Source organism: Mycobacterium asiaticum DSM 44297 (genome assembly GCF_000613245.1).
GTDB lineage: Bacteria > Actinomycetota > Actinomycetes > Mycobacteriales > Mycobacteriaceae > Mycobacterium > Mycobacterium asiaticum.
In genome coordinates this window covers 1,180,456-1,200,657 of the sequence record NZ_HG964936.1, presented here as the reverse complement: position 1 = coordinate 1,200,657, position 20,202 = coordinate 1,180,456, and the positions used below count along the sequence as shown (strand labels likewise).

General features: G+C 65.3%; 23 protein-coding genes. 6 read left to right on the top strand and 17 right to left on the bottom strand.

The annotated features are described in order from the left end of the window. Positions 1-38 precede the first annotated feature (38 nt). From BN972_RS05735 to BN972_RS29460, 4 genes are all read right to left on the bottom strand, one after another. On the bottom strand, positions 39-848 hold the full coding sequence (locus BN972_RS05735) for a lytic transglycosylase domain-containing protein (protein WP_235192418.1): 810 nt from the start codon (positions 846-848) through the stop codon (positions 39-41). Between the two features lie 169 nt (positions 849-1,017). Beyond that, positions 1,018-1,509, bottom strand: a complete 492-nt coding sequence (locus BN972_RS05730; protein ID WP_036353892.1) for an LppP/LprE family lipoprotein — start codon at positions 1,507-1,509, stop codon at positions 1,018-1,020. A gap of 119 nt (positions 1,510-1,628) precedes the next feature. After that, positions 1,629-2,426, bottom strand: coding sequence for a spirocyclase AveC family protein (locus tag BN972_RS05725; protein WP_036353889.1), 798 nt, complete (start codon positions 2,424-2,426; stop codon positions 1,629-1,631). Further along, complete coding sequence (locus tag BN972_RS29460) at positions 2,423-2,563, bottom strand: hypothetical protein (RefSeq protein ID WP_158086288.1); 141 nt, start codon at positions 2,561-2,563, stop codon at positions 2,423-2,425. The genes BN972_RS05725 and BN972_RS29460 overlap by 4 nt, the downstream gene beginning before the upstream one ends. Before the next feature lie 59 nt (positions 2,564-2,622). Between BN972_RS29460 and BN972_RS05720 the strand changes: the two genes are divergently transcribed. Next, entirely contained in the window at positions 2,623-3,240 is a 618-nt protein-coding gene (locus tag BN972_RS05720) for a TetR/AcrR family transcriptional regulator (RefSeq protein WP_390176181.1), read from the top strand. 11 nt (positions 3,241-3,251) lie between these two features. On the opposite strand, the gene BN972_RS05715 is transcribed toward BN972_RS05720, so the two are convergent. The 3 genes from BN972_RS05715 to BN972_RS05705 are packed head-to-tail and all read right to left on the bottom strand — an operon-like array spanning position 3,252 to position 5,691. Further along, positions 3,252-4,082 (bottom strand): TauD/TfdA dioxygenase family protein, encoded by an 831-nt coding sequence (locus BN972_RS05715; RefSeq protein ID WP_036356651.1) that lies wholly within the window; start codon positions 4,080-4,082, stop codon positions 3,252-3,254. Positions 4,083-4,084: 2 nt separating this feature from the next. Beyond that, a complete protein-coding gene (locus BN972_RS05710; protein ID WP_036353883.1) occupies positions 4,085-4,408 on the bottom strand; it encodes a hypothetical protein in 324 nt (107 codons plus the stop codon). Next, on the bottom strand, positions 4,405-5,691 hold the full coding sequence (locus tag BN972_RS05705; protein WP_036353880.1) for an aromatic ring-hydroxylating oxygenase subunit alpha: 1,287 nt from the start codon (positions 5,689-5,691) through the stop codon (positions 4,405-4,407). Before BN972_RS05705 ends, BN972_RS05710 begins: the two co-directional genes overlap by 4 nt. Before the next feature lie 113 nt (positions 5,692-5,804). Between BN972_RS05705 and BN972_RS05700 the strand changes: the two genes are divergently transcribed. After that, entirely contained in the window at positions 5,805-6,725 is a 921-nt protein-coding gene (locus BN972_RS05700; protein ID WP_036353877.1) for a LysR family transcriptional regulator, read from the top strand. Positions 6,726-6,729: 4 nt separating this feature from the next. Here BN972_RS05700 and BN972_RS05695 read toward each other — a convergent pair whose 3' ends face one another. From BN972_RS05695 to BN972_RS05680, 4 genes are all read right to left on the bottom strand, one after another. Further along, positions 6,730-7,680, bottom strand: coding sequence for a TIGR03564 family F420-dependent LLM class oxidoreductase (locus tag BN972_RS05695; RefSeq protein ID WP_036356648.1), 951 nt, complete (start codon positions 7,678-7,680; stop codon positions 6,730-6,732). Between the two features lie 12 nt (positions 7,681-7,692). Beyond that, entirely contained in the window at positions 7,693-8,412 is a 720-nt protein-coding gene (locus BN972_RS05690) for a hypothetical protein (protein WP_036353875.1), read from the bottom strand. Positions 8,413-8,434: 22 nt separating this feature from the next. Then, the gene (locus BN972_RS05685) at positions 8,435-10,588 is read right to left on the bottom strand and encodes a hypothetical protein (RefSeq protein ID WP_036353873.1); all 2,154 of its coding nucleotides are present in this window, start codon (positions 10,586-10,588) and stop codon (positions 8,435-8,437) included. 412 nt (positions 10,589-11,000) lie between these two features. Continuing rightward, positions 11,001-12,458 (bottom strand): phospholipase D-like domain-containing protein, encoded by a 1,458-nt coding sequence (locus BN972_RS05680; RefSeq protein ID WP_036356647.1) that lies wholly within the window; start codon positions 12,456-12,458, stop codon positions 11,001-11,003. Between the two features lie 130 nt (positions 12,459-12,588). Here BN972_RS05680 and BN972_RS05675 point away from each other — a divergent pair, with 130 nt between their 5' ends. Together BN972_RS05675 and BN972_RS05670 are read left to right on the top strand one after the other, a co-directional pair. Beyond that, positions 12,589-13,434: a mycofactocin-coupled SDR family oxidoreductase gene (locus BN972_RS05675; protein WP_036353871.1), complete on the top strand. Its 846-nt coding sequence runs from the start codon at positions 12,589-12,591 to the stop codon at positions 13,432-13,434. Positions 13,435-13,438: 4 nt separating this feature from the next. After that, positions 13,439-13,978: a nuclear transport factor 2 family protein gene (locus tag BN972_RS05670; protein WP_036353868.1), complete on the top strand. Its 540-nt coding sequence runs from the start codon at positions 13,439-13,441 to the stop codon at positions 13,976-13,978. Here BN972_RS05670 and BN972_RS05665 read toward each other — a convergent pair. The 3 genes from BN972_RS05665 to BN972_RS05655 are packed head-to-tail and all read right to left on the bottom strand — an operon-like array spanning position 13,962 to position 15,874. Next, complete coding sequence (locus BN972_RS05665) at positions 13,962-14,843, bottom strand: TIGR03854 family LLM class F420-dependent oxidoreductase (protein WP_036356643.1); 882 nt, start codon at positions 14,841-14,843, stop codon at positions 13,962-13,964. The genes BN972_RS05670 and BN972_RS05665 overlap by 17 nt on opposite strands. Before the next feature lie 49 nt (positions 14,844-14,892). Next, the gene (locus tag BN972_RS05660) at positions 14,893-15,444 is read right to left on the bottom strand and encodes a TetR/AcrR family transcriptional regulator (RefSeq protein ID WP_036353865.1); all 552 of its coding nucleotides are present in this window, start codon (positions 15,442-15,444) and stop codon (positions 14,893-14,895) included. Beyond that, entirely contained in the window at positions 15,428-15,874 is a 447-nt protein-coding gene (locus tag BN972_RS05655; protein WP_036353863.1) for an SRPBCC family protein, read from the bottom strand. The genes BN972_RS05660 and BN972_RS05655 overlap by 17 nt, the downstream gene beginning before the upstream one ends. A gap of 48 nt (positions 15,875-15,922) precedes the next feature. Between BN972_RS05655 and BN972_RS05650 the strand changes: the two genes are divergently transcribed. Next, positions 15,923-16,990, top strand: a complete 1,068-nt coding sequence (locus BN972_RS05650; RefSeq protein WP_036353860.1) for a DUF2855 family protein — start codon at positions 15,923-15,925, stop codon at positions 16,988-16,990. Between the two features lie 9 nt (positions 16,991-16,999). Next, complete coding sequence (locus BN972_RS05645; RefSeq protein ID WP_099050998.1) at positions 17,000-17,365, top strand: DUF4345 domain-containing protein; 366 nt, start codon at positions 17,000-17,002, stop codon at positions 17,363-17,365. On the opposite strand, the gene BN972_RS05640 is transcribed toward BN972_RS05645, so the two are convergent. The 3 genes from BN972_RS05640 to BN972_RS05630 are packed head-to-tail and all read right to left on the bottom strand — an operon-like array spanning position 17,357 to position 20,152. Then, positions 17,357-17,983 carry a nitroreductase family protein gene (locus BN972_RS05640; protein WP_036356637.1) on the bottom strand — a complete coding sequence of 209 codons (627 nt, stop codon included), beginning with the start codon at positions 17,981-17,983 and terminating at the stop codon, positions 17,357-17,359. The two genes, BN972_RS05645 and BN972_RS05640, sit on opposite strands and share 9 nt — an antisense overlap. A 41-nt stretch (positions 17,984-18,024) precedes the next feature. Beyond that, positions 18,025-19,110 carry an NAD(P)H-dependent amine dehydrogenase family protein gene (locus BN972_RS05635; protein WP_036353857.1) on the bottom strand — a complete coding sequence of 362 codons (1,086 nt, stop codon included), beginning with the start codon at positions 19,108-19,110 and terminating at the stop codon, positions 18,025-18,027. 7 nt (positions 19,111-19,117) lie between these two features. Next, positions 19,118-20,152, bottom strand: coding sequence for an acyl-CoA dehydrogenase family protein (locus BN972_RS05630; RefSeq protein WP_036353855.1), 1,035 nt, complete (start codon positions 20,150-20,152; stop codon positions 19,118-19,120). Positions 20,153-20,202: the final 50 nt, after the last annotated feature.

The window sequence follows — 20,202 nt, the reverse complement described above, 5'->3', positions numbered from 1 at the left end:
GTCGACGTTATGCAAGCAGCCACTTGCCTGTCAACAGCTCACTGCGGATGGCCCGCCAAATACTCGGCGACGGGAATTCGCTCGGACGCGGCGTATCCGACCGGCAGCAGCACGTCCCCCGACGTGGTGAGGTAGTAGACATCCCACCGGTGATAGCCGGCGAAGGCGGCCGGGTCGGCGCCGATCGCGGCGGCGTAGTCATTGACCGCGCCGACGTAGTGGCTCGAGTGGTTGTAGCTGTAGATGGCGCCATCGCGATTGCCCGCGAAGCCGTTGGCCGCGAGCATGCGACCGGCCGCCATGATGCTGTCCCGCGGGGAGTGGATGTCGCCGCCCCCGCCGTAGCTGGCAAACGTCGACGGCAGGAATTGCATGGGTCCCTGCGCGCCGGCATTGCTCACCCCGGAGATGCGTCCGAAGTCGGTCTCGACCATGTTGATTGCCGCCAGGTAGTTCCAGCCGACTCCGGTGGCCGCTTCGGCCTCGCGGTAGTAGCCGAGCAATTCGTTGAGCGGTGCCGGCGGGTCGATTCGCCAGGCCGGCAGGGTCGACCTCGCCTCCGGCCCGTTCAACGCCATCAGGTGATGGCGCGCATCGACGTTGAGGTCATAGATGCCCACGAGAGACGCCGGAATGATCGGCCGCACGGTCGGCTCCCACTCGGGGTGGCGGCCGATGGCGCGGTACGCCGCCTGCTCGCGGAGCGCGGCGGCCTGCAGCACCGCCTCCGATGACGACGGATCCCGTAATGCCTGCTCGTCGGCCACCAGGTCGCGGGCCAGCTGCGCGGGGTCGGCCGACAGCGCCGGTTGTGCGGCCGATTCTCCGTAGCCCACCAGGGCCGACATGACCACCGCGGCGAACAGCGCTGCACCGCAACGCAGCATGCGCGAACGGATCTTGAGAACGTCCATGGCGTCGACCTCGAGGCTGGTATGTGGGTGTTAGCCCTACATCTTGTCCGCTCGCGAGTGATTGGCCAAGCCGCCGGCCTAGCGGCCTACGAGGGGGAGCGTGTCACCACGCGGGTTGCGGGTCCAGCATCGCGGGCTGGCTGCCCTGCCATTGGTAACGGACGGTGGTGACGGGTCCCGGGCATGCCGTGCACACCTCCCGGCCGTCCTTGTAGTCGAGGGCGACGATTTCGTCGGTGGTCTTTGCCTTGTTCAGCGTGGTGAACGGGTAGGCCTTCGAGGTCGCGACCCCGACGAAGCTGCCCTTGTGGAACAGCAGCGCGAGATCCGGCGAACTTCCGGTGGCACCGACCACAGTGATGATGACGGTCGACAGCGTGGCGCACGGGTTGTAGTTGCTGCTCGGATCGAAGCTGTGGGTGTTCAGGTCCCACGCCCCGTTGCCTGGTAGCACGGGTATTTGTTTGATCGCTGCTCCGATTTCCGGCGCCGTGAGGTTCACTCCACAAGTCGTGGGTTCGGCCTGCGCGGGCGCGGCCAACGGACTCAACGCGCAGAGGACGGCGATGAGCGCGGATAAGACAACTACTCGCATCGAACACTGCCTCCTGGTTGGCTGCATCCATCGTGGCGCGGTGTCATCCCCGCTAGAAGGAATGCTGCGAAGTTGTGTCGAAGAAGTGACCTGTGCGGTGCGCTTGGACGGCCCGCGGCTTAGTGTCCGCCGTGCTTGGGCTGGTTCGGGACGCCAGGGAACAACTGCTCGGTCGAGCCCGACGTCACCCAGCCGCCCAGCTTTGTGACCAGATGCGGCGCGAAGACCGCGCCGTACAGCAGATTTCCGATCAGGATGACGGCCAGGATGGACAGCGCGGCCGATTGGGCGGGGGTCTTCGACAGCTTGTCGGCCCACATCTTGATGACATTGCGGCCCTGGGCGTCGGTTCGGCCGAGCAGGTAGGTGAAGACCATCATCTGCACGCCCAGCGCGATCGAGTCATAGATCGGGTATTGGTGCTTGGTTCCCTCGAAGACCGCAAGTCCGGGGATCACGTAGCCGTAGTAGAAGACGCCGAGCCGGGCGCCGATGAATGCGTTGAACAGGAAGGCCCAGCAGAATCCCACAATGAAGCCGGCGCTGAGCAGCGTGATCGGCCGCCGCCACCCGAACCTCGCGCTCAGCCGTCGTCCGAGCGCGGCCCCGATCACCGCGGGCAGGACGAAATAGCCGATGTAGCCGAGGGGGACGGACGACGGTAGCCCGCCCCAGGTCATGTTCAACGGCCACCAGGACGGCATCCGGGGTAGCGCGGGTGGAAATTGGGCGTACATGGCCCAGTCGTACGGCGCCTCGATCCACGAGAACGAGATCGCCGAGATACACAGCAGAAGCAGCGGGTGCAGCCGGCGGCCGCGGATACTCAGGTACAGACCGAGCGCGGTGAACACGATGCCGCTGCCCCAGCCGAAGATGACCGCCGCCGTCAGCAGCGGCGTCAGCTCGGTGTTCATCGGTCCCGCTCTTCGGCCGCGCCGCCGCGCGCTTCGGGGTCGAAATACAGGACCGTGCCGAAGATCAGGGCGATTAACCCGAACAGGGTGCCGAGCATGATGACCGCGCCCACGACGATTCCCTTCGACAGCGACACCAACTTTGAATAGTGCACACTATTCAAACTGACGGGTCAAGATGGCTATCGTGAATGCCGTGCGCCAGCCGTCCCGCCGGCCCCGCGGTGAACCGCGCAGGCTGCTGCTCGACGCGGCACGTTCGCTGTTCGCCCGCCAGGACTACCGCACCACGACGACTCGCGAAATCGCCGAGGCGGCCGGGGTTTCCGAATACCTGCTGTTTCGGAACTTCGGCTCGAAGGCCGGACTGTTCCGGGAAGCCCTCGTCCTTCCGTTCACGAACTTCGTCGACGAGTTCGGGCGGACCTGGCAGTCGGTCGTCCCGGAGGAGACCGACGAAGAAGAACTGGCCCGGCAGTTCGTCGGTCGGCTTTACGACGTGATGGTCGAACACCGCGGCCTGCTGCTGACACTTGCGGCCGCCGAATCGTTCAGCGAGGCGGAGATGACCGACGCCGGCATCGCCGACATCCGGCGTGCCATCGGGGTGCTCGGCCGAATCAGCGCCGAGGGCATGCAATTGCGCGGATTACGCTCGAGCCAACCGGACCTGCCCGCGCACTCCACTGTCGCCACCATCGTGGGCATGGTGGCGCTGCGCTCGACGTTCTTCGGCGAGCAACCGCCTTCGCGCGACGTGATCGTCGACGAACTGGTGCAAGCGACTCTGCACGGATTCCTGCATCGCCAATAGCGAGTCCCGGCTCAGTGCAACGGTTCTTCGCCAGCGATTACCGTGCGATGCATGAGGCGGCCACTGTCCGCGGCATACGGCAGCGCCCGGTGCATCGTCCCGGTGTTGTCCCACACGAGCAGGTCGCCGACCTGCCACTCGTGCCGGTAGACATAGCGCGGTTGGGTGGCCCAATCACGAAGGCGCGCAAGCAGTGCGCGACTCTCCTCTACCGAGAGGCCGAGCACGTAATCCGCGGTCGCGCCGAGCAGCAGCGATTTGCGGCCGGACCGGTGCGTCCAGACCAAAGGGCACGACTTCGTCGGAGACTTCTGCCAGAAACAAATCTCCTCATAGCTCATTTCGGGACGTACGTAATACTGTGACCGCTCGGCGCTATGGACCACCCGAAGGTCGGCGATGACCGCCTTGTCGGCATCGGGCAGATCCTCGTATGCGGCGTAGGTGTTGCAGAATTCAGTTTGTCCGCCGGAATCGGACAGCTGGATCGCGCGAAGCACGGTGGCGAGATTGGGGTAGGGCTGCAGTGAGCCGTCGAAATGCCAGAACATCGAACCCTTGAGGTACTCGGCGCGCTGGTTCACCCGCTGGTCGAGTGAGATCTTATAGATCCCCTCCTGGCCCTCATTCTGCACAATGCTGCCAAGGGATTTGGCAATGGCTACCTGCTGCTCATCGCTGATCTGCAGACCGCGGAAGAAGATCACTCCGCGCTGCCCCAACGTGGCCCGGATGGCCTCAGCCTCGCTGCCACTGAGCAACGTCTGCAGGTCTGTCTTGATCTCGCTGCCGATCAGCGGTGTGCGATCAATGATTTCCAGCCGGGTGGTGGACAGTCCCATGATCAGCACAGCCTGGTGAGGATGGTGTTCGCCGAATGCTTGACCCGCGGTTGGCGCCACAACTCGACCGCCAACGACACGGTGATCAGGGAGTACAACAAGTTGCGTAGGTTCGCCACGTCCTCGGGCAACGGTTCGGCATAGTCGAATTTGTCGATATAGGCGACCGCCTCTTCGGCGTGTGGGAATACCTCGTCGTAAAACGCCTGGATCTCGGCCATCGAACTGTTGACGCGTTTCACGTAGCGCTGGTGCCCGTCCTCGATGGCCCACTCCGCGACCAGGTGTTCGAGAGCGGAAAAGTCCTGTGGCAGCGCGGCGTTCATTGGTTCACCTCTGCCAGGGCCCGCTCGCCGGCCGCCACGTGATCGCTGACCACCTTGTGCAGGTGGCGCAACAGGATCTCCTCGTCGTTCATCGTGAAGTGCGTGAGCACGCCGCTATTGAGCATCGCCTGCAGGCCTTCCGACGGGCTGGCGTCTTCCAGGATGATGTCGTTGAGATAGGTCACCGTCAGCTCCTGACCCAGCCGCTCCTTATGCGTCTTGGGTGGCGGGTAGAACATCTCGGCCTCGAAGATGTGCGAGTGCGGACCGGTCGGCCAGTGGGTGTGCGTGCTGAAGCCGGACGAGCCGAAGATCAGCACGAAGTTCGGGAAGAACTGGAACGAGTCAAAGCCGTACTTCTCCGAGCGGGTCGGGTTCAGGCCCGCCGGCATCGGGCCACGATCGGTTCGCTTGGTCCACGGGCCCGCGGCGCTTGCTTCCATCACGCATTCGATTGGCTTGGAATACGGCGTTTTCTGCGACGGCTCCCCCGAGAACGAGAACATCCGGTGCGGACCCTTCAGCTGATAGGCCAACGCATCGGTGAATGGGTTCGGCTGATCGAACGCCTCTCTGGCCTCGGCGGTGAGAGCGCCGAATGAGGCGGCATGCAGGTACGGGCCGTGGTAGCTCTCGGCGAAGCCGTCGAGGAAGATTTTCCAGTTGCACTGCAACTCCACCGTGAACCGGTATACCTGGTGCGGACCGGCGAAGGGGTAACCCTCGATGCCGTGGGCCAACTCGCCGAGGTAGGAGCGCAGCGACTCGGTGTTGTGCGGGTCGAGGTTGATGAAAATGAAGCCTTCCCATACCTCGCATTGGATGCCGGGCACCCGGCAGCTGTCCGCATCGAAGTCCAGCAGCAGGTCCTTGCGGGTGGCGGCATGCAGTGAGCCGTCCAGGTTGTACCGCCAGCCGTGAAAACGGCAGTACAGCAAGGGCGCTCGGCCCTGCACTTCCTGGAACGGATCGTCTCGCCACAGCAACTTGTTGCCGCGGTGCGGACAGATGTTGTGCAAAGCGCGGATGACGTCATCCTTGCCGCGCACGATGATGACCGAGGTATTGAGGAACCTGAGTTCGCGGGTGAAATAACTGCCGGCGCGCGGCACCCGTTCCACGCGTCCGACGTAGAGCCAGGTCTTCTTGAACACATGCTCGCGTTCCTTGTCGTAGAACTCCCGCGACACGCAGTCTTCCAGCGACACTTGGCCACGGCCCAGCTCCGGGTAGGCGTCGGTCCAGTGCCCGCTCGCCGGTTTGCTCAATACATCGCGACCCATGAGGCCCGCCTCCTCTCGGCCCCGATCCCCACTCCCGGCCGAAGTTAGCACTTGACCAGGTGCGCAAATAGGTCTTCACTTGCAACACCCTGTTGCATTTTTGGAACGCCACCATGGAACAAAACCTGCCGTTCGACCTCGACGCCCTGCTGGTATTCGGCAAGGTGGTCGAGTGCCGGAGCCTGTCCAGAGCTGCGACGCTGTTGGGCATGCCCAAGTCGACCGTTAGCCGCAAGCTCAGCAAGCTGGAGGCCGACCTCGGTATCAAGCTGCTCCGGAAGAACACCCATCAGCTCTCGGTCACCGATCTCGGCGAGAAGATCTACAGCCACGGCGTCAACATCCTTGCCGAGGCCAACGGGGTGCGCGCACTGGTGGAGGAAAGCAAGCAAGAGCCGCACGGTGAGCTGCGCGTGGCGATACCGGTGTTCGTCGGCATCGACTATGCCTCGCGGGTCGGCGCCGCCTTCCTGCGGCGTTATCCGAATTCGCGTTTGGATATCCGCTTGGTGGACAACGTCGTTCACCCCGTGCACGACGGGTTCGACGTCGTCTTCGGCACCGGTCCGTTGCCGGATTCGACCCTGATCGCCCGAAAGGTGTTCAGCCTGCAGCTATTTCTGTGTGCATCGGCCAATTTTGTCCGGGAGCTCTCCGAACCCCTCACCGCTCCCGCGCAGCTGAAATCCGTGCCCTTCATCGACTGCGGTGTCTGCGAAGGGTCCGGCAAACTCACGCTGGCCAAGCACAAGCGGCGCTATGAGCTGACCCCGCTGGTTCGGGCCCGCGCCAACAACTTTCAGGTCGGCAAACAGTACATCCTGCAGGACCTGGGCGTCGGCGCGATGCCCAACCAGATCATCGTCACGGCCGAGCTGCGCGACGGAAGCATCGTCCCGGTGCTTGCGGACTGGAGCCTGACCCGAATGGACGTGTACATGATCCATCCATTCCAGCTGTCCTTCTCGACGTTGATCAGCGCGTTCTACGAGACGGCGCGCGACATCATCACCGAGAACTCCGCGCGGGCCTGACCCACTAGAGCTCCGGAATGATCGAGGCGAGAAACTCCTGCGTCCGTCGCCGCGACCGGGCGCGCGCCGACACGTCGTCACCGAGCGGGACTATGCGAGCCGCCAGGTCGGTAACACCGGCCTGCTGGTAGCGGCGTAACCGGCCGAGGATCGCCGCCTCGTCCCCGGCGGCCATGGTGTCGCCGACATCTCTGGCATCGCCATGTTCAAGCAGGCGAACGTAATTCGGCGAAAAGTCCGCGTGACCGAGGACCTCGCTGGCGTAGCCGCGCGCCTTTTCCGCCTCGCGGTTGGCGCAGAGGGCCACGGGAACCCCGGCCACGATCCGCGGCTCGGGACCCCCGGCGGCTGCGGCGACGATGCGTGGCACCACATGGTCCTGGATGGCTCGCTCGTCGGCCATCCATAGGATGGTGCCGGCCGTGCGCTCGCCGGCGATGCGCAGCATCCTCGGCCCCAAAGCCGCCAATAGGACCGGCATCTCGTGGGCGTCGGTGACATCGATGGTGGAGTGAACGCGGTAGCTTTCATTCTCCGCATGGACCGAACCGACTCCGGCGAACGCCGCCTGCAGTATTTCGAGATAGTCACTGACCAACTGCGCGGGCCGGTCGTAGGGCAATCCCAATTGTCCCGTGACGATCCAGTGATGGGACGGACCGATGCCGAGGGTGAACCTGCCGCCGCACGCTACCTGGGTGGTGAGCGCCTGCTGGGCCATGATCATCGGGTGGCGCGTCTGGATCGGCACGACTGCCGTCGCCAATTCGATGCGGGTGGTCGCCTGGCCCAGCACGGTGAGGGCGGTCATCGCGTCCAGATAACCCGGCACCTGTGGCATCCAAAACGAGTGGAAACCGGCGCCTTCGGCCCGGGTCGCATCGTCGATCAGCCCGGCCAGCCGATCCGACCGGGAGCGCTCCTTGTCGGAGCCGACCATCACACCAACGCGCACAAGCACCACCGGTTACGGCACATAGCGATCCCACTCGTAAGGCACGACAACGTGAAACGGTGCGGCCAACAGCACTTCGGTGCCCGATGCACGCCAGCCGGCCTCGAGCGCCGGACGCAGGCGCTCGGCAGTGGCCACCGGGTCGCTGTCCAGGAAGCAATAGCTGATCCACTGGCCGGGTCGTTGCACCGTCGCCGCGGACCAGACGCCCGCCACCCCCTCGACATCGGCCAGCTCGTCGCTCGGTGCGGCGCCCCGTTCGATCAGCAGGAAGACTCCCCGCAGCGGTAACCACGGCAGCACGTCAGCGCCGACCTTGACCCGCGGGGCGGCGATTTTGCGCTCTACTTCGTACACACCCCGCTGCACCGGGGGCAGTAACGGCATCATCCGGCCGGCATCCCGCAACGCCCTGCCTAGCTCGGTGAATGCCTCGAGCCCGCCAGGTTCGGTGAAGAAGTACGTCATTACATGGTCGACCGGATCGAGCGGGTCTCGGCTCGCCACTCGAGCCGACCGGCATTCGGGTGTGGACACCAGTCGCAGTGAAGCACGCAGGCTCGGCAGGCGGTACTGCTCGGGACGGTGATCCAGCGAGTGCCACCGCAGATAGTCCGCGTCAGCGCCGTCCGGATGACGGGTCGCCATGGACACGAACAAGGTGCTGACGTCGCCATCGCCGGCGGCAAGGACGTCGGCGGCCTGGTCGGTGGGCGTGCCAGGCAGCGTCATGGCCCCGCGCCCGACGCGATCCCTATTGCTGGTCGTCTGCTGGGTCGTCGCGATCTTCCGGCGAACACGAGGGAAGCTTATGCAGTGCGTCGGGATCCGGCCCGGCGGCCTGCAGGTACGGGCGGCCGTCTTCGGCGGTGGCGACCACGATTGGGATCTCGGCGCCGCCCGCGCAGTCGGGTTCCACATAAAGCTCGAGTTCGCCGGAGCCAACGAACAGTACCGCGTCGTCCGCGGAGAGTTTCCACCGATGGCCGTCAGTGGGCCAGCGGCCCCCGATGAGGCGAATGTCGCCGCGGTAGCCCTCCGCATCCTCTGGTGTGTCGGAAGAAACGCAACTGACCCATAACTTGGCCGGCAGCGGACGGAAGTACACGGCGAGGCGCTGACGGTTGAGGTTCGCGGCGATCGGGATGCCGATCGGTGGCAGCGACGTGCCCTCCGGATTGTCGTTCAGCGATTTCTTTACCTGACGTGAACCGATGCCACTGCCGAACCAGTCGATCGTGAGCACCGTCGAGAAATACTGGGCGATGGCCAGTGTCAGCAAGCCGCCCGCCCCCGCGGCCCCCACGCCGGCGCTCGCCACCGCCGTCACCGGCAACGCAATCAGTCCGGCAACAGCCGCCGCACCTGCGGCCGTCGCGACCTTGCCCGCCGCGGACAGGCTGAAGTCCGCGCTGACGTCCGGCTCGGGAGGGTTCTGCGTCGGGCGCACGCCGACGGTCCTGGGGAGTTCGTCGAACCACTCGTTGACCTGCTTGACTTCCGCCTCGTAGTCGTGATCGGTGGCCTCCCCCGCGCGCTTGTTCTCACGCGCTGTCCGCAGCCTGCCCTCCAGGCTCTCGATCGTCTTGAGGTTGACCCGGCGGGTCTCCTCCTCTTTCGGGTCGCGCGGGATGTCGTCGAGGCCCATCTCATAAGTGACCTTGAAGTTGGCCTTGAAGTCGTAGAGCTTCGTCTCGGCGCTGACGGCACCGTCGACCACCAACCGGCCGTCCGCGGTGCGCGGCAGGATATCGGCCTCGATGGCGTCGAGGCTGCGCTCCTCGCCGCCGATGTTGATCGTCTTCGGCTCCTGCAACAGACACGGCACATCGGGGTCGAAGTCGCTCGCGTCGAGGTTGAAGGTGTTCATCACCGTGTCGCGGACCTGCCGCAGAATGCTCCATCCGGTGACCGCCAATCCCGTTTTCTCGTGCGGGTTTTCGGCAAGGACCGATGCGGGCAACTCCTCGCCGTGTGGCAGTTCGCGCAATGTTTGCACCTGCACCACCAGGGATTCGTGGGTGACGTCGCCGACGTCCCAGCGCTGCACGATCGCGTCGATGGCCTTGAAGGTGGTGTCGTCCTGCGCCTCGGGATCGACGTCGACGGGCGAGGGCAGCAGACTCTCGATGCCGTTGTCGCCCTTCTCGGCGAGCTGTGGCCGGACCGCATCGGCGATCTGCGTGGCCAGCGAGTCGAGCACCCGGATCCGGGCTTCGTCATCCGAGATGCCCAGGTTCTGCAGCTTCTCCATGTTGACCAGCAGCTCCCCCGCGATGCTGTGGGTGATCCAGTAGGCCTCGGCGTAGTCCAGTTCCCAGCTGATCCGCGGGTCCTGCCCCACCAGCACGGTCACGCCGTCCGGACGCCGTTCGACATCGGCGCCGAATAGTCGGGGGCCGTATTCGTCGGCCAGCGGCGTGGCCAGCAGCACCGGAGCGTCCTGCGCCGTGAAATTCAGTGCGATCGTCTGCTTGCCGGGCTCGATTTCGTGTGGTTCGAGCTGATCGTGAACCGTGAGCCTGCCAAACACCGGAATCTCGTTGTAGGGGATCTCCCGGGACTCCCCGGCGCGCGGACCGTCCGGGATCGTGACGGTCATCGGCGGCAGTTCTACCAGCGGGATGCAGGTCACCGAATCGATGACTATCTTCGAGTCGAAGATCACCAGGTCGATGGCGAAATGCCGTAACGGGTCCCGGGATTCACCGTCAACTTCCTCCTGCCACAACCGTTCGTGCGAATCGAAGATGAACCACACCCGATCCAGCGTCAGGTCGATGGTGGCCGTCGCGGAGTAGCCGGTTCCGTCGACCGACTCGGTGCGCTTCTCGCCGCCGAACATCTCGACCGTCTGATCCTGGACACGTTCGCGATGTATTTCGATCATCGTGTCGGGACGCTGCATGTCCACACTCCTAGGCGGTCGCAAGCCGATTTGCGGATGCTGTACCCACAATCAACCCGGCGTCAATCCCGCCGGGCTTGTCCGGTCGCCGCCGAGGGGGTTGCCTCGCCGCGTGACCTGCGATGCCGGCCCGCACGACGCGCATTCCATGCCGCCACCAACGACCCGGACTGGGCCGAGAAGTGGGTTGCGTTGCGCTTTGGGTGCCCGAACGTGACTTGAACGGCTTCCTGTACTTCTTTCAGGACGTGCGCTCGGGTATCTCCGCAGGTGGCCCGGCACTGTGGGACCCGACCCGGGAGACCCCCGACGACTGCACCGCCTGGTGGAACGGTGTGCGGGGCTGGGGAGAGAACCAGGAGTTTCACGCCAAGGAACGCGTGCGGCAGCTCGGCTGGCCGGGCGAGCGGGGTCAGCGCCTCAAACGCAGGATGAGTCGCTGCAGGCTCCGCCCGATTGATCGCGGGACATGGTCGGGATCCATCAGCTCGTTCTCCGCCAACGGGCTCGCTTCGTCGGCGATCGTCTCTTTGGTGAAGGGCTGCAACGTTTTACCGTGCCCGCGTAGTTCTTCGACCGTCTTCCGGAAGGACCGGCACCGGCCCAGCGTGTCCTCGAACTGCCCCACCGACACGCCCAGGTGCTCGGCGATCAATTCGTGCCGCATGTTGGTGATTTCCTGACGGATCCCCTGCGCGCCGGCTGTACTTTCGATCGCTTCTATGGCCACATCGCACTCGCTGTCGAACCCCATCGACCGGTTGTTGAGATTCGACGACCCGATGCGCAACAACCGATCGTCGACGACCAGTACTTTGGAATGGACATAGATCGGCGCCCCGCCGTCGGTGACGGGGTAATAGATGCCAAGACGATCATGATCATCGGCGGCCCACAGCTCCTGGATCAGCAGATGCCGGGCACTGTCCATGGCTTGCTGCTCGAGCGGACTTTCCGAACTCCGGGGCAGCACTATCACAATCTCGGGACCGTCGTCTTCGCGAAGACGACCGGCGAGCGCATCGACGAGGTCGCGAGACGCCAGATACTGGTTCTCCAGATAGATCACGTCGCGCGCGGCCGCGATCGCAGCGAAGTTGAGCGCCTCCACTTCGCGGACCTCGCGGCGATCCTCCAGCTCGGGCAGGGTGCGCGCGATTCCGACGTCGACGTTGCGTAGTGACGGCTCCAGCCCGCTTGGCCAGGCGACGTGCCTGGCTTCGACGGGCGCCAGCGTCTGACCGGTCGCTGTCCGCCACCGCTCACGCGCCTGCTCAGCGAGCGCGACCGCGGCGGCGCCGTCGACCGCCAAAGCCACTTCGTGGCGGGGTCCATAGCTGCGGCCCAACGTCCGCCTGCCCCGGTTGGTGTGCGCATGCTCGCGGGTGTCCCATCGTTCGATGGTGAGGTCGAGACCGCCGCAGAATGCCACCGCTTCGTCGATGACGGCGATCTTCTGGTGATGGACCGCGCCGATCGGGTGGGCGCCGTCGACGGCAAACCGTATTCGCTTGCTGCTGAGCCGATTCACCAGCGTCACCGGGGTCAGCCCGTACCAGATGCCGTCGAAGGCCGGCAGCAGGCGCAGATTTGATTTGAGTAGGTAAACCTCCAGAGTTGGCCGCTTCCAAAGCATCCAGTACAGGAAAGCGCCCAGCTGATTGGGCCCGGGCAGTGTTTTTGCCCCGCGCTCGAAAGCCATCCTGGCGTCTAAATCCCACGCTATCAACATGATTCGGTGTCGAGCCCGCAGCATCGCCGCCTTGACATGACGGAAATAGTCGGCCGCGTCGATGATGCCAGCGAACTGATCGGCTCGTGCCACCCGCCAGCACGTCTGGCCGGGGATCAGCAGTCGGTCGTCGCCCACGCCGGCGCTCAACCAGTCCGGCGGATCAGGGAGCACATACCGGTGTGTCTACCCCGCTGCCGGTGGCCGCGCAACGATCCGGGCGCGCCCGTGTTTGACTTGGTGCGGATCACCCCGGCGGAAGGTAGCGATGGCAGGCAATTCGGTCGGCAGAGTCGCCGGCAAGGTCGCATTCATCACCGGCGCGGCACGCGGCCAGGGTCGCGAACACGCGGTCCGGCTGGCCGAGGAGGGCGCGGACATCATTGCGGTGGATGTCTGCGAAGACATTGACGGCGTGGCCTATCCGGGAGCCACCGAGGACGACCTCGCCGACACCGCCACCTTGGTCGAAAAGGCGGGTCGGCGCGTCGTCACCGCCAAGGCCGATGTGCGTGACGTCGACGGTCTCCGCGTAGCGCTCGAACGGGGGGTGGCCGTAGTGGGCGCGGTCGACATCGTCGTGGCCAACGCCGGAATCAGCGGCACCCCGGCACCGGCGGCCCTGATCGAGAAATCTGCGTGGCAGACGATGCTCGACATCAACTTGACCGGCGTCTGGCAGACCGTGAAGGCGGCCTTGCCCCACATGACCAACGGGGGCGGATCGATCATCCTGGTCAGCTCGATGCTCGGTATTCGCGGCGGCGGCTACATGGCCCACTATGCGTCGGCGAAACACGCTGTCGTCGGTCTGATGAATTCCTTAGCCAATGAACTTGCGCCGCAGTGGATCCGGGTGAACTCCATCCACCCGGGCAACATTCTGACACCGATGCTGGACAACGAGTGGTTCTGCCGCACCATGCGGCCCGACCTACCCGATCCGACTGTGCATGATGCGGCCGAGATCATCGGCCAATTTCACCTGCTGCCCAAGCCGCTGATCGAGGCACGCGCCGTGAGCAATGCCGTGCTGTTTTTGGCCTCGGATGAGGCGCAGTACATCACCGGTGCGGCACTGCCCGTCGACGCCGGTGCCGTCGCGAAATTCTAAAGCGATGACGACGCCCGATCCGGTACCGCAGGAGATGATCGACGAGTATCACCTCCGAAAGCTCGTCCATGCCTATTGCCGCGCAGTCGACCGCGGCGACATCGACAGACTTCGGAGTCTTTATCACCACGACGCGGTCGACAGCCACGGGGCATTCTCAACAGGCACCGCGGACCAATTCCTGCAACATCTCAGCGCCTCGCGTCCCCACATCCGGATGATGCAGCACCATGTAACCACGATGAACTTCGCGCTCGCCGGACACCGGGCCGAAGGTGAGATCTACTCACTCGCGGTGCACACCCTTGCCGGGCGTAGCCGGGACGTCGATCTCATCATCGGTGGCCGCTACCTTGATAAGTACGAGAAGCGCGGTGGCGCATGGAAATTCATCGAGCGGACGATCGTGACGGACTGGGCGCGGGTGAGCGATCCATCCGCGATGGACTCCAGCCACCCGATCACCAAGGACACGCTCAAGGGTGCGCTCGATGACAATGACCCGTCTTATCGGTTCTTCGCGCTACTCAATTCTGTCGACTGACCAACTCTTCGACGAACCGGTCGATGAACCCGTCCAGCGGCGCCTTGCCGACCGGCCGGATGACGAACTTCGTCAATCCGGCATCGAGGTAGGCGTCGAGCTGCCGATGCAACGCATCCCACCCGGCCGCCACCAGCTGCCCGGGTTCCACATCCGGGCGACGCCGACGCACCGCCGCGGCCACTTCCTCGGGTAACTCCCCGTCGGCTACCGCCAACGAGATGCCGAAGTGATCCGCGTCGATGCACCGGCCCGCGTCCGCCGCGGCGCGTTCGATCGCCGCACGCCCCTGCCGCGCTTCTTCGGGGGTGAGGAAGCTGCCCAGCCAACCGTCGGCCAAGGTGCCGATGCGGCGGAACGCTGCCGCCGACGACCCGCCCAGCCAAATATCCAGCGGCGGCACCGGCCGCGGCGCGACCGCCACCCCCCGCACCGTGAAGAACCTGCCGGCGTAGCTGGCCGAATCCTCAATCAGCGCTGCGCGCAACACCTTCAGTGACTCGTCGAAGACCTCCGCCCGCTGGCCGGCCGGCACCACGAACACCTCACGTTCGGCCGGAATCGCCGACCGCAACCCGAACGCCGGAAGCACCCGCTTGGGCGCCAGCGCCGCCAACGATGCCAGCCCTTTGGCGACCAGCACGGGATGGCGACCCGGCAACACCGCGACCGAGGTGCCGACTTTCAGGCGGGTCGTGCGCGCCAGCGCGTAGGCCATACCCACCATGGGATCCACCGCCGGGGAGTAGACAAGCTCGGAGAACCACAACGAGTCCACACCGCTGGATTCCAACCGGTCGACGATCTCGGCGAGGTGCCCCGGAGCGGTGTCCGCACCCAGTCCGATCCCGAATCGAATCTTCACGCGCATCTCCTTACGTGTGGCTGCGAAACTATCCAACGCAAGGAGGCGGCTATTTGCGTCCCGGTCGCCGCAGGAGATCGGCGAATACTCGCGCCGCGGCGCCCACCCCGCTGTCGTCGTCGGTGGCGACCAGGTCGAGCAGCAAGCCGCGCGTGACCGCCAGGCCCAGGCGCACCAGCGCCGGGTTCTCCGTCCCGCCGGCCGCCGTTTCCGCCTCGGCCAGCCAGGCATCCACCGCACCCGGCACCATGCGGACGAAAGGCTCCTCCCCCTGGGCGCCGCGGGAGTAACACTCGAAAAACAGCCGCTCGAACGGTCTCAACTCAGGACGGCACAGGACGGCCCACATAGCGGTGAAAGCGTCGGCCGGCTCACTCGGTAGGTCGGACAGGATGGCCATCTGTCGACGTTCGACTTCCTCCACGATCGCGAGCAGCAGATCGTCACGGGAGCTGAAGTGGTGCAGCAACATGCGGTGACTGGTGCCGACGGCGGCCGCCACATCGCGCAACGACCGGTCCCCGATGCCGCCCGCGGCGAAGTCCGTGACCAGCGCATCGAGCAGCTCCTGGCGCCGCTTGAGGTCAGGAGTGCGGGCCAAGGGATTGCCGGGACCGCTCGCTGCGGGCCTTGAGGCCTTGAGCCTCCAGCTCCAGGTAGCGCCGAGTGGTGCGCAGCATGAGTCGGCCGATTAGGGCGCCCACCGGCCCGCGCTGGTCGAGCTCTTGACTTACCAGCGTTCGTCCCTCGTCGAGCGGTGTCACCGTATGACTTGCCGATGTGGTGCCGCCCGGGGAACGCTGCACCCAGGTCCACGAGATGCCCGGCACCAATTCGCCTACCTCCCAGACGAGTTTGGGCATCCGGGGCTGCTTGATCTCGAAACGTCTGCCTACCGCGAGCTGAGGTCCGTCCAGGCCGACCAGGCGGGTGACCGAGGCGGTCCACTCCGGCCAGCGTTCGACATCGGTGAATACGTCCCACACCAAGGTTGCGGGAGCGTCGATCTCCACGCTGCTCTTCGTAATCATGTACCGGATGGTACATGATTAAGGGGGCCGGCGGCTAGGCTGACGGCCATGGATTTCGAGTTGAGCCGCACCGATCTGCATCAGACCCGCTTCCTTTCCGGCGCCACGCCATCGCCGCAGGACGGCCAGGCGCTGCTTCGCGTGGAGTCCTTCGGGCTGACCGCCAACAACATCACCTACGCCGTGTTCGGCGAGGCGATGCGGTACTGGGACTTCTTCCCCGCTTCGGACCCAAATTGGGGCAAGCTCAACGTCTGGGGTTACGCCCACGTTGAGCAGTCGCGGCATCCCGAGCTGGCCGAAGGCATGCGCGTCTATGGTTATCTGCCGTGTGCCAGCCACCTGATGGTGGTCCCGGACCGCATCAACGAAAAGGGCTTCGTCGACGCCGCCCCGCATCGCGCCGCGTTGCCCTCGGCCTATCAGGGTTACCGAGACGTCCGAACCGATCCGGTCTATTCGGCTGACCGCGAGGCGGAGCACATCTTGTTCTTTCCGCTCTTTTTCACCTCGTTCCTCATCGACGACTTCGTCTCGGACGAAGGCTTTTTCGGGGCGGACACCATCGTCATCTCCAGCGCTTCGTCCAAAACCGCGATCATCGCGGCTTACCTGCTCGCCAAGCGTCCGGGTATCCAGGTCGTCGGTCTGACGTCGGCGGGCAACGGTGGTTTCGTCGAGGGACTCGAAATCTATGACTCGGTGGCCAGCTATGACGACATCTCTTCGTTGCCGGGTGACCGTGCCGTCTACATCGACATCTCCGGTGACGGCGCGGTCCGCACCGCGGTGCATTCCCAATACGGCGACCGTCTTGCGCACAGCTCCGCGGTCGGCATGACCCACTGGACGCAGATGGCCCACGACAGCGGTGAGCTCGCGGGACCCAAGCCCGTGTTCTTCTTCGCCCCCGATCGCATCAAGAAGCGCGGCGCCGACTGGGGCACCGCCAAACTCGACGAGCAGGTTGCCGACGCCTGGGTCCCGTTCGCCGACTGGGCATCGAAATGGCTACGGGTGGAGCGGATCTCGAGTCAAGCCGAGATCCAGCGGGCCTACCTCGAGCTGCTCGAGGGGAAGGTGGACCCGACGACCGGCACCATCGTGGTGCTGTAGGAGGATGTCGTGACGCTGACCGTGCTGGTCGTGGCCGCGGCGTTTTTTCTCGGCATGGGCGTCTACGCGCTCGCCGCGCCGGCCCGGATGATCGGGGTGTTCGGCATCGCCCTGCCGGAACCCACGTCGCGCTCCGAGGTGCGAGCCGTCTACGGCGGCTTCGGTTGCGCGATCGCGGGTGCGCTTGCCTTTGCCGCCGTCGACTCAAGCTCACGCAGTGGGATTATGCTGACCGTCGGACTGGCCTTGGGTGGCATGGCCGTCGGTCGGCTGGTTTCGGCCGTCATCGAAGGCCGAACCCCGTTCTATCCCAACTGGTTCTACTTCTTCGTCGAAATCATTGCCGCCACCGCACTGTTGCTGACCTCAAGCTGATCCGTCCCCGGACGGACTACCGGGCCAGGGGTTGTCCCACCGGTCGGTCACCGCCACCTCCGACACCGGCTTGCGCCGGACCGGGCGGTGTCCGCCTTTCGGCCAGCCCGCGGTGAGCAGCGCGGCGATCTGCCAACCGTCGGGAATGCCCGCGACCGTTCGCAATTCGTTTTCGCACGAGGAGTGCCACAGGGTTATCGCCGCACCCAGTCCTTGCGCGCGGGCGGCGAGCAGGAAGTTTTGCACTGCCGGAAAGATCGAACCTCCCTGTTGGAGTTGGGAGGCCCCCGGCTGGGGACGGATGCAGAACAGCACCAGCGCGGGCGCCGCTCCACCGGTGCGGGTGTGCTCGGCCATGGTGCGCAGTGCGCGTGACCTCGGATCGTCGGCCCCATCCTCGGGCACCGAAAGGTGGTAGAAGTCGGTCATCGCCTGCCACGTCCGGGCTGCCCCCGCGGTCACGATCCCGCGGGCCGCCGCCGATTTGAGCACGACAAACTTCCACGGCTGTTGGTTGCCGCCGGAGGGAGCCCAGGTTGCCGCCAGCAGACACCGCTCCAGCACGTCGTCAGCAACGGGCTCGTCGCGATACCGCCGGACGGCAGAGGCGGTGCGCATGATGTCCCACAGGTCGACAGCTGGTCGCCGCCCCGACGCCGTCATGCTTGTCGCACTCCCGGCACGACGCCCCGCCACTGCGCCCCCCGCATGGGGCCGGTGACCAGTGGCAGGTCCAGTGTGGACAGCAGTCCCGGTGGCGCGGCGATGACGGCGGGAATGGCGTTCAGTTCACGCATGACGGTTGCGTAGGTCAGGCCGCGCATATTGTTTCCGCGGCCATGCATTTCGATGTCGACCGTGTAGGTGGGCAAGCCGTCCACAATGACGCGGTATCCCCCGTGCGGGGAGGGATGCCGGGGCCAGTGCGGAGCTGACCTTTCGCCCATGCGAGTGATGTGTTCGAGCACAACGCGCTCCTCGCCGTCGACGACGCCCGCAAGTTTGAACCGCATCCCGCCCATCGTTCCCGGCTCGATCCAGCCGGATGCGACTTCGTAACGCTCTGTGGACAGCCATTTGTCGATGGTGGTCTCGATGCGGTCGAGCGCCAGTCCGAGGCCGTCGGCGACCAGGTGCACAATCGGGCCCCATAGGGCGGTGAGCCGCTCGGTGTCGAAGAGCGGCGCCGGATGGTCAGGTGGGTGGGCGAATCCCATGAAGTCGAACATGATGTCGGGCTGGTCGATCGGGCCGTAGTCGAGTATCTCCAGCATGGTGATCTTGTCGACACGGCTGCTGAAGCCGCTCATTGTCAGCGCGATGACATCGTTTGCCCAACCGGGGTCCACCCCGCTGTTGAAGAAGCTGGTGTTGCCTTCCCGGCACGCCGCTGCCAACAGGTCGACGGTTTCGCGGTCGGCAGCGGGCGGGTAACACATCGGCACCAGCGAGGTGCACACCACGTGCTTGCCGGCGCGCAGGCAGCGTGCAATGTCCTGTGCCGCTTCGGGATAGCGATAGTCACCGGACGCAAAGTAGGCCACGACGTCAGCGTCACCGGCCAGCACGGCTCCGATATCACGGGTGGCGACGACACCGGTCGTCGGCAGTCCGCACAACTCGCCGGCGTCCTTGCCTTCCTTGACCTCGGAATGCACGACCACAGCGGCAAGCTCTAGGCCTGGGTGCGCGATGAGGGCGCGCAGTGCCCCGACCCCGACCTGCCCGGGACCCCACAGAATCACTCGCGGTTTACGATGTCCGACGGCCATACACGCCCTTTCCGTAGCGGGCATCGGCGACGCGATCCAGCGCGACAGCCGGTTCACCGTAAGTCAGTGCCCAGCCGCGGACTCGGCGGTAGTACAACTGGACATCGCATTCCATGCTGAATCCGTAGCCGCCATGGATGTGCAGGCTACGTCGGGTGGCATCACGCGCAGTTTCGTAGGCGAACGCGAACGCCATGGCCGCAAGTTGACGCACGCGGTCGGACTCATCGGTGGCGGCGCATGCCGCCCGTAGCGCGAGGAGCCGGGACCCCGCGACGGCGGTCGCACTGTCGGCCAGTGGATGTGAAACCGCCTGGAACGAGCCGATAGCGGCGCCGAATGCCTGACGCTGCTTGGCGTACTCGACCGCCAACTCGAGGGCCCTGTCGGCCGCACCGGTCACCGCAACCGCCGTCAGGGTCAACCACAGATCCAGCGCCACATCGAAGAGCTCGAGCGCCGTCACGGCGTCGGCCAGCACGACGAAGTCAGCGTCAACCGCAATGTCCGCCAGCGGCAGCGAGCCAAGATTCTGAACGCCGGTCCGGTTGTCCCCCAGCGGCACCGCCAGCAGGCGCCCGTCCACCATTGCGATCACCCAGTCCGCAACCGCACCGGCCGGAACCAGCTCCAGCCGCATATTCCGCCCGGCCCGCGGAGTGAACGTGACGAGCGAATCACCGGCGAGCACATGACCGAGCAGTTCGGCACCGGCCCCCCCGCAATCGGCCAGCAATCGGGCCGCCACCTGCGCTTCGACAAGCGGAGCCGACGCCACCGCCCGACCGTACTGCTCGGCGATGAGAGCCAGGTCCAGTACCGATGCGCCCGAACCGCCGCGCTCCTGCGCGACGGCCATCTCGACGGAACCAGTGTCTACCAATGCATTCCATAGGGCCGGATCGAAACCCAGCGGCTCAACCGCGCGCACGCGATCGGAGGTCGACTCGCGCGCGAAGAGCGCGGCGAAGGAATCCACCAACTGCCGCTGTTCGCCGGACAGGCTCAGATCCACCGGTGTCCATTCCTCGAGCGGATATGCTCACTCTCAAAGATGAGAGTAGC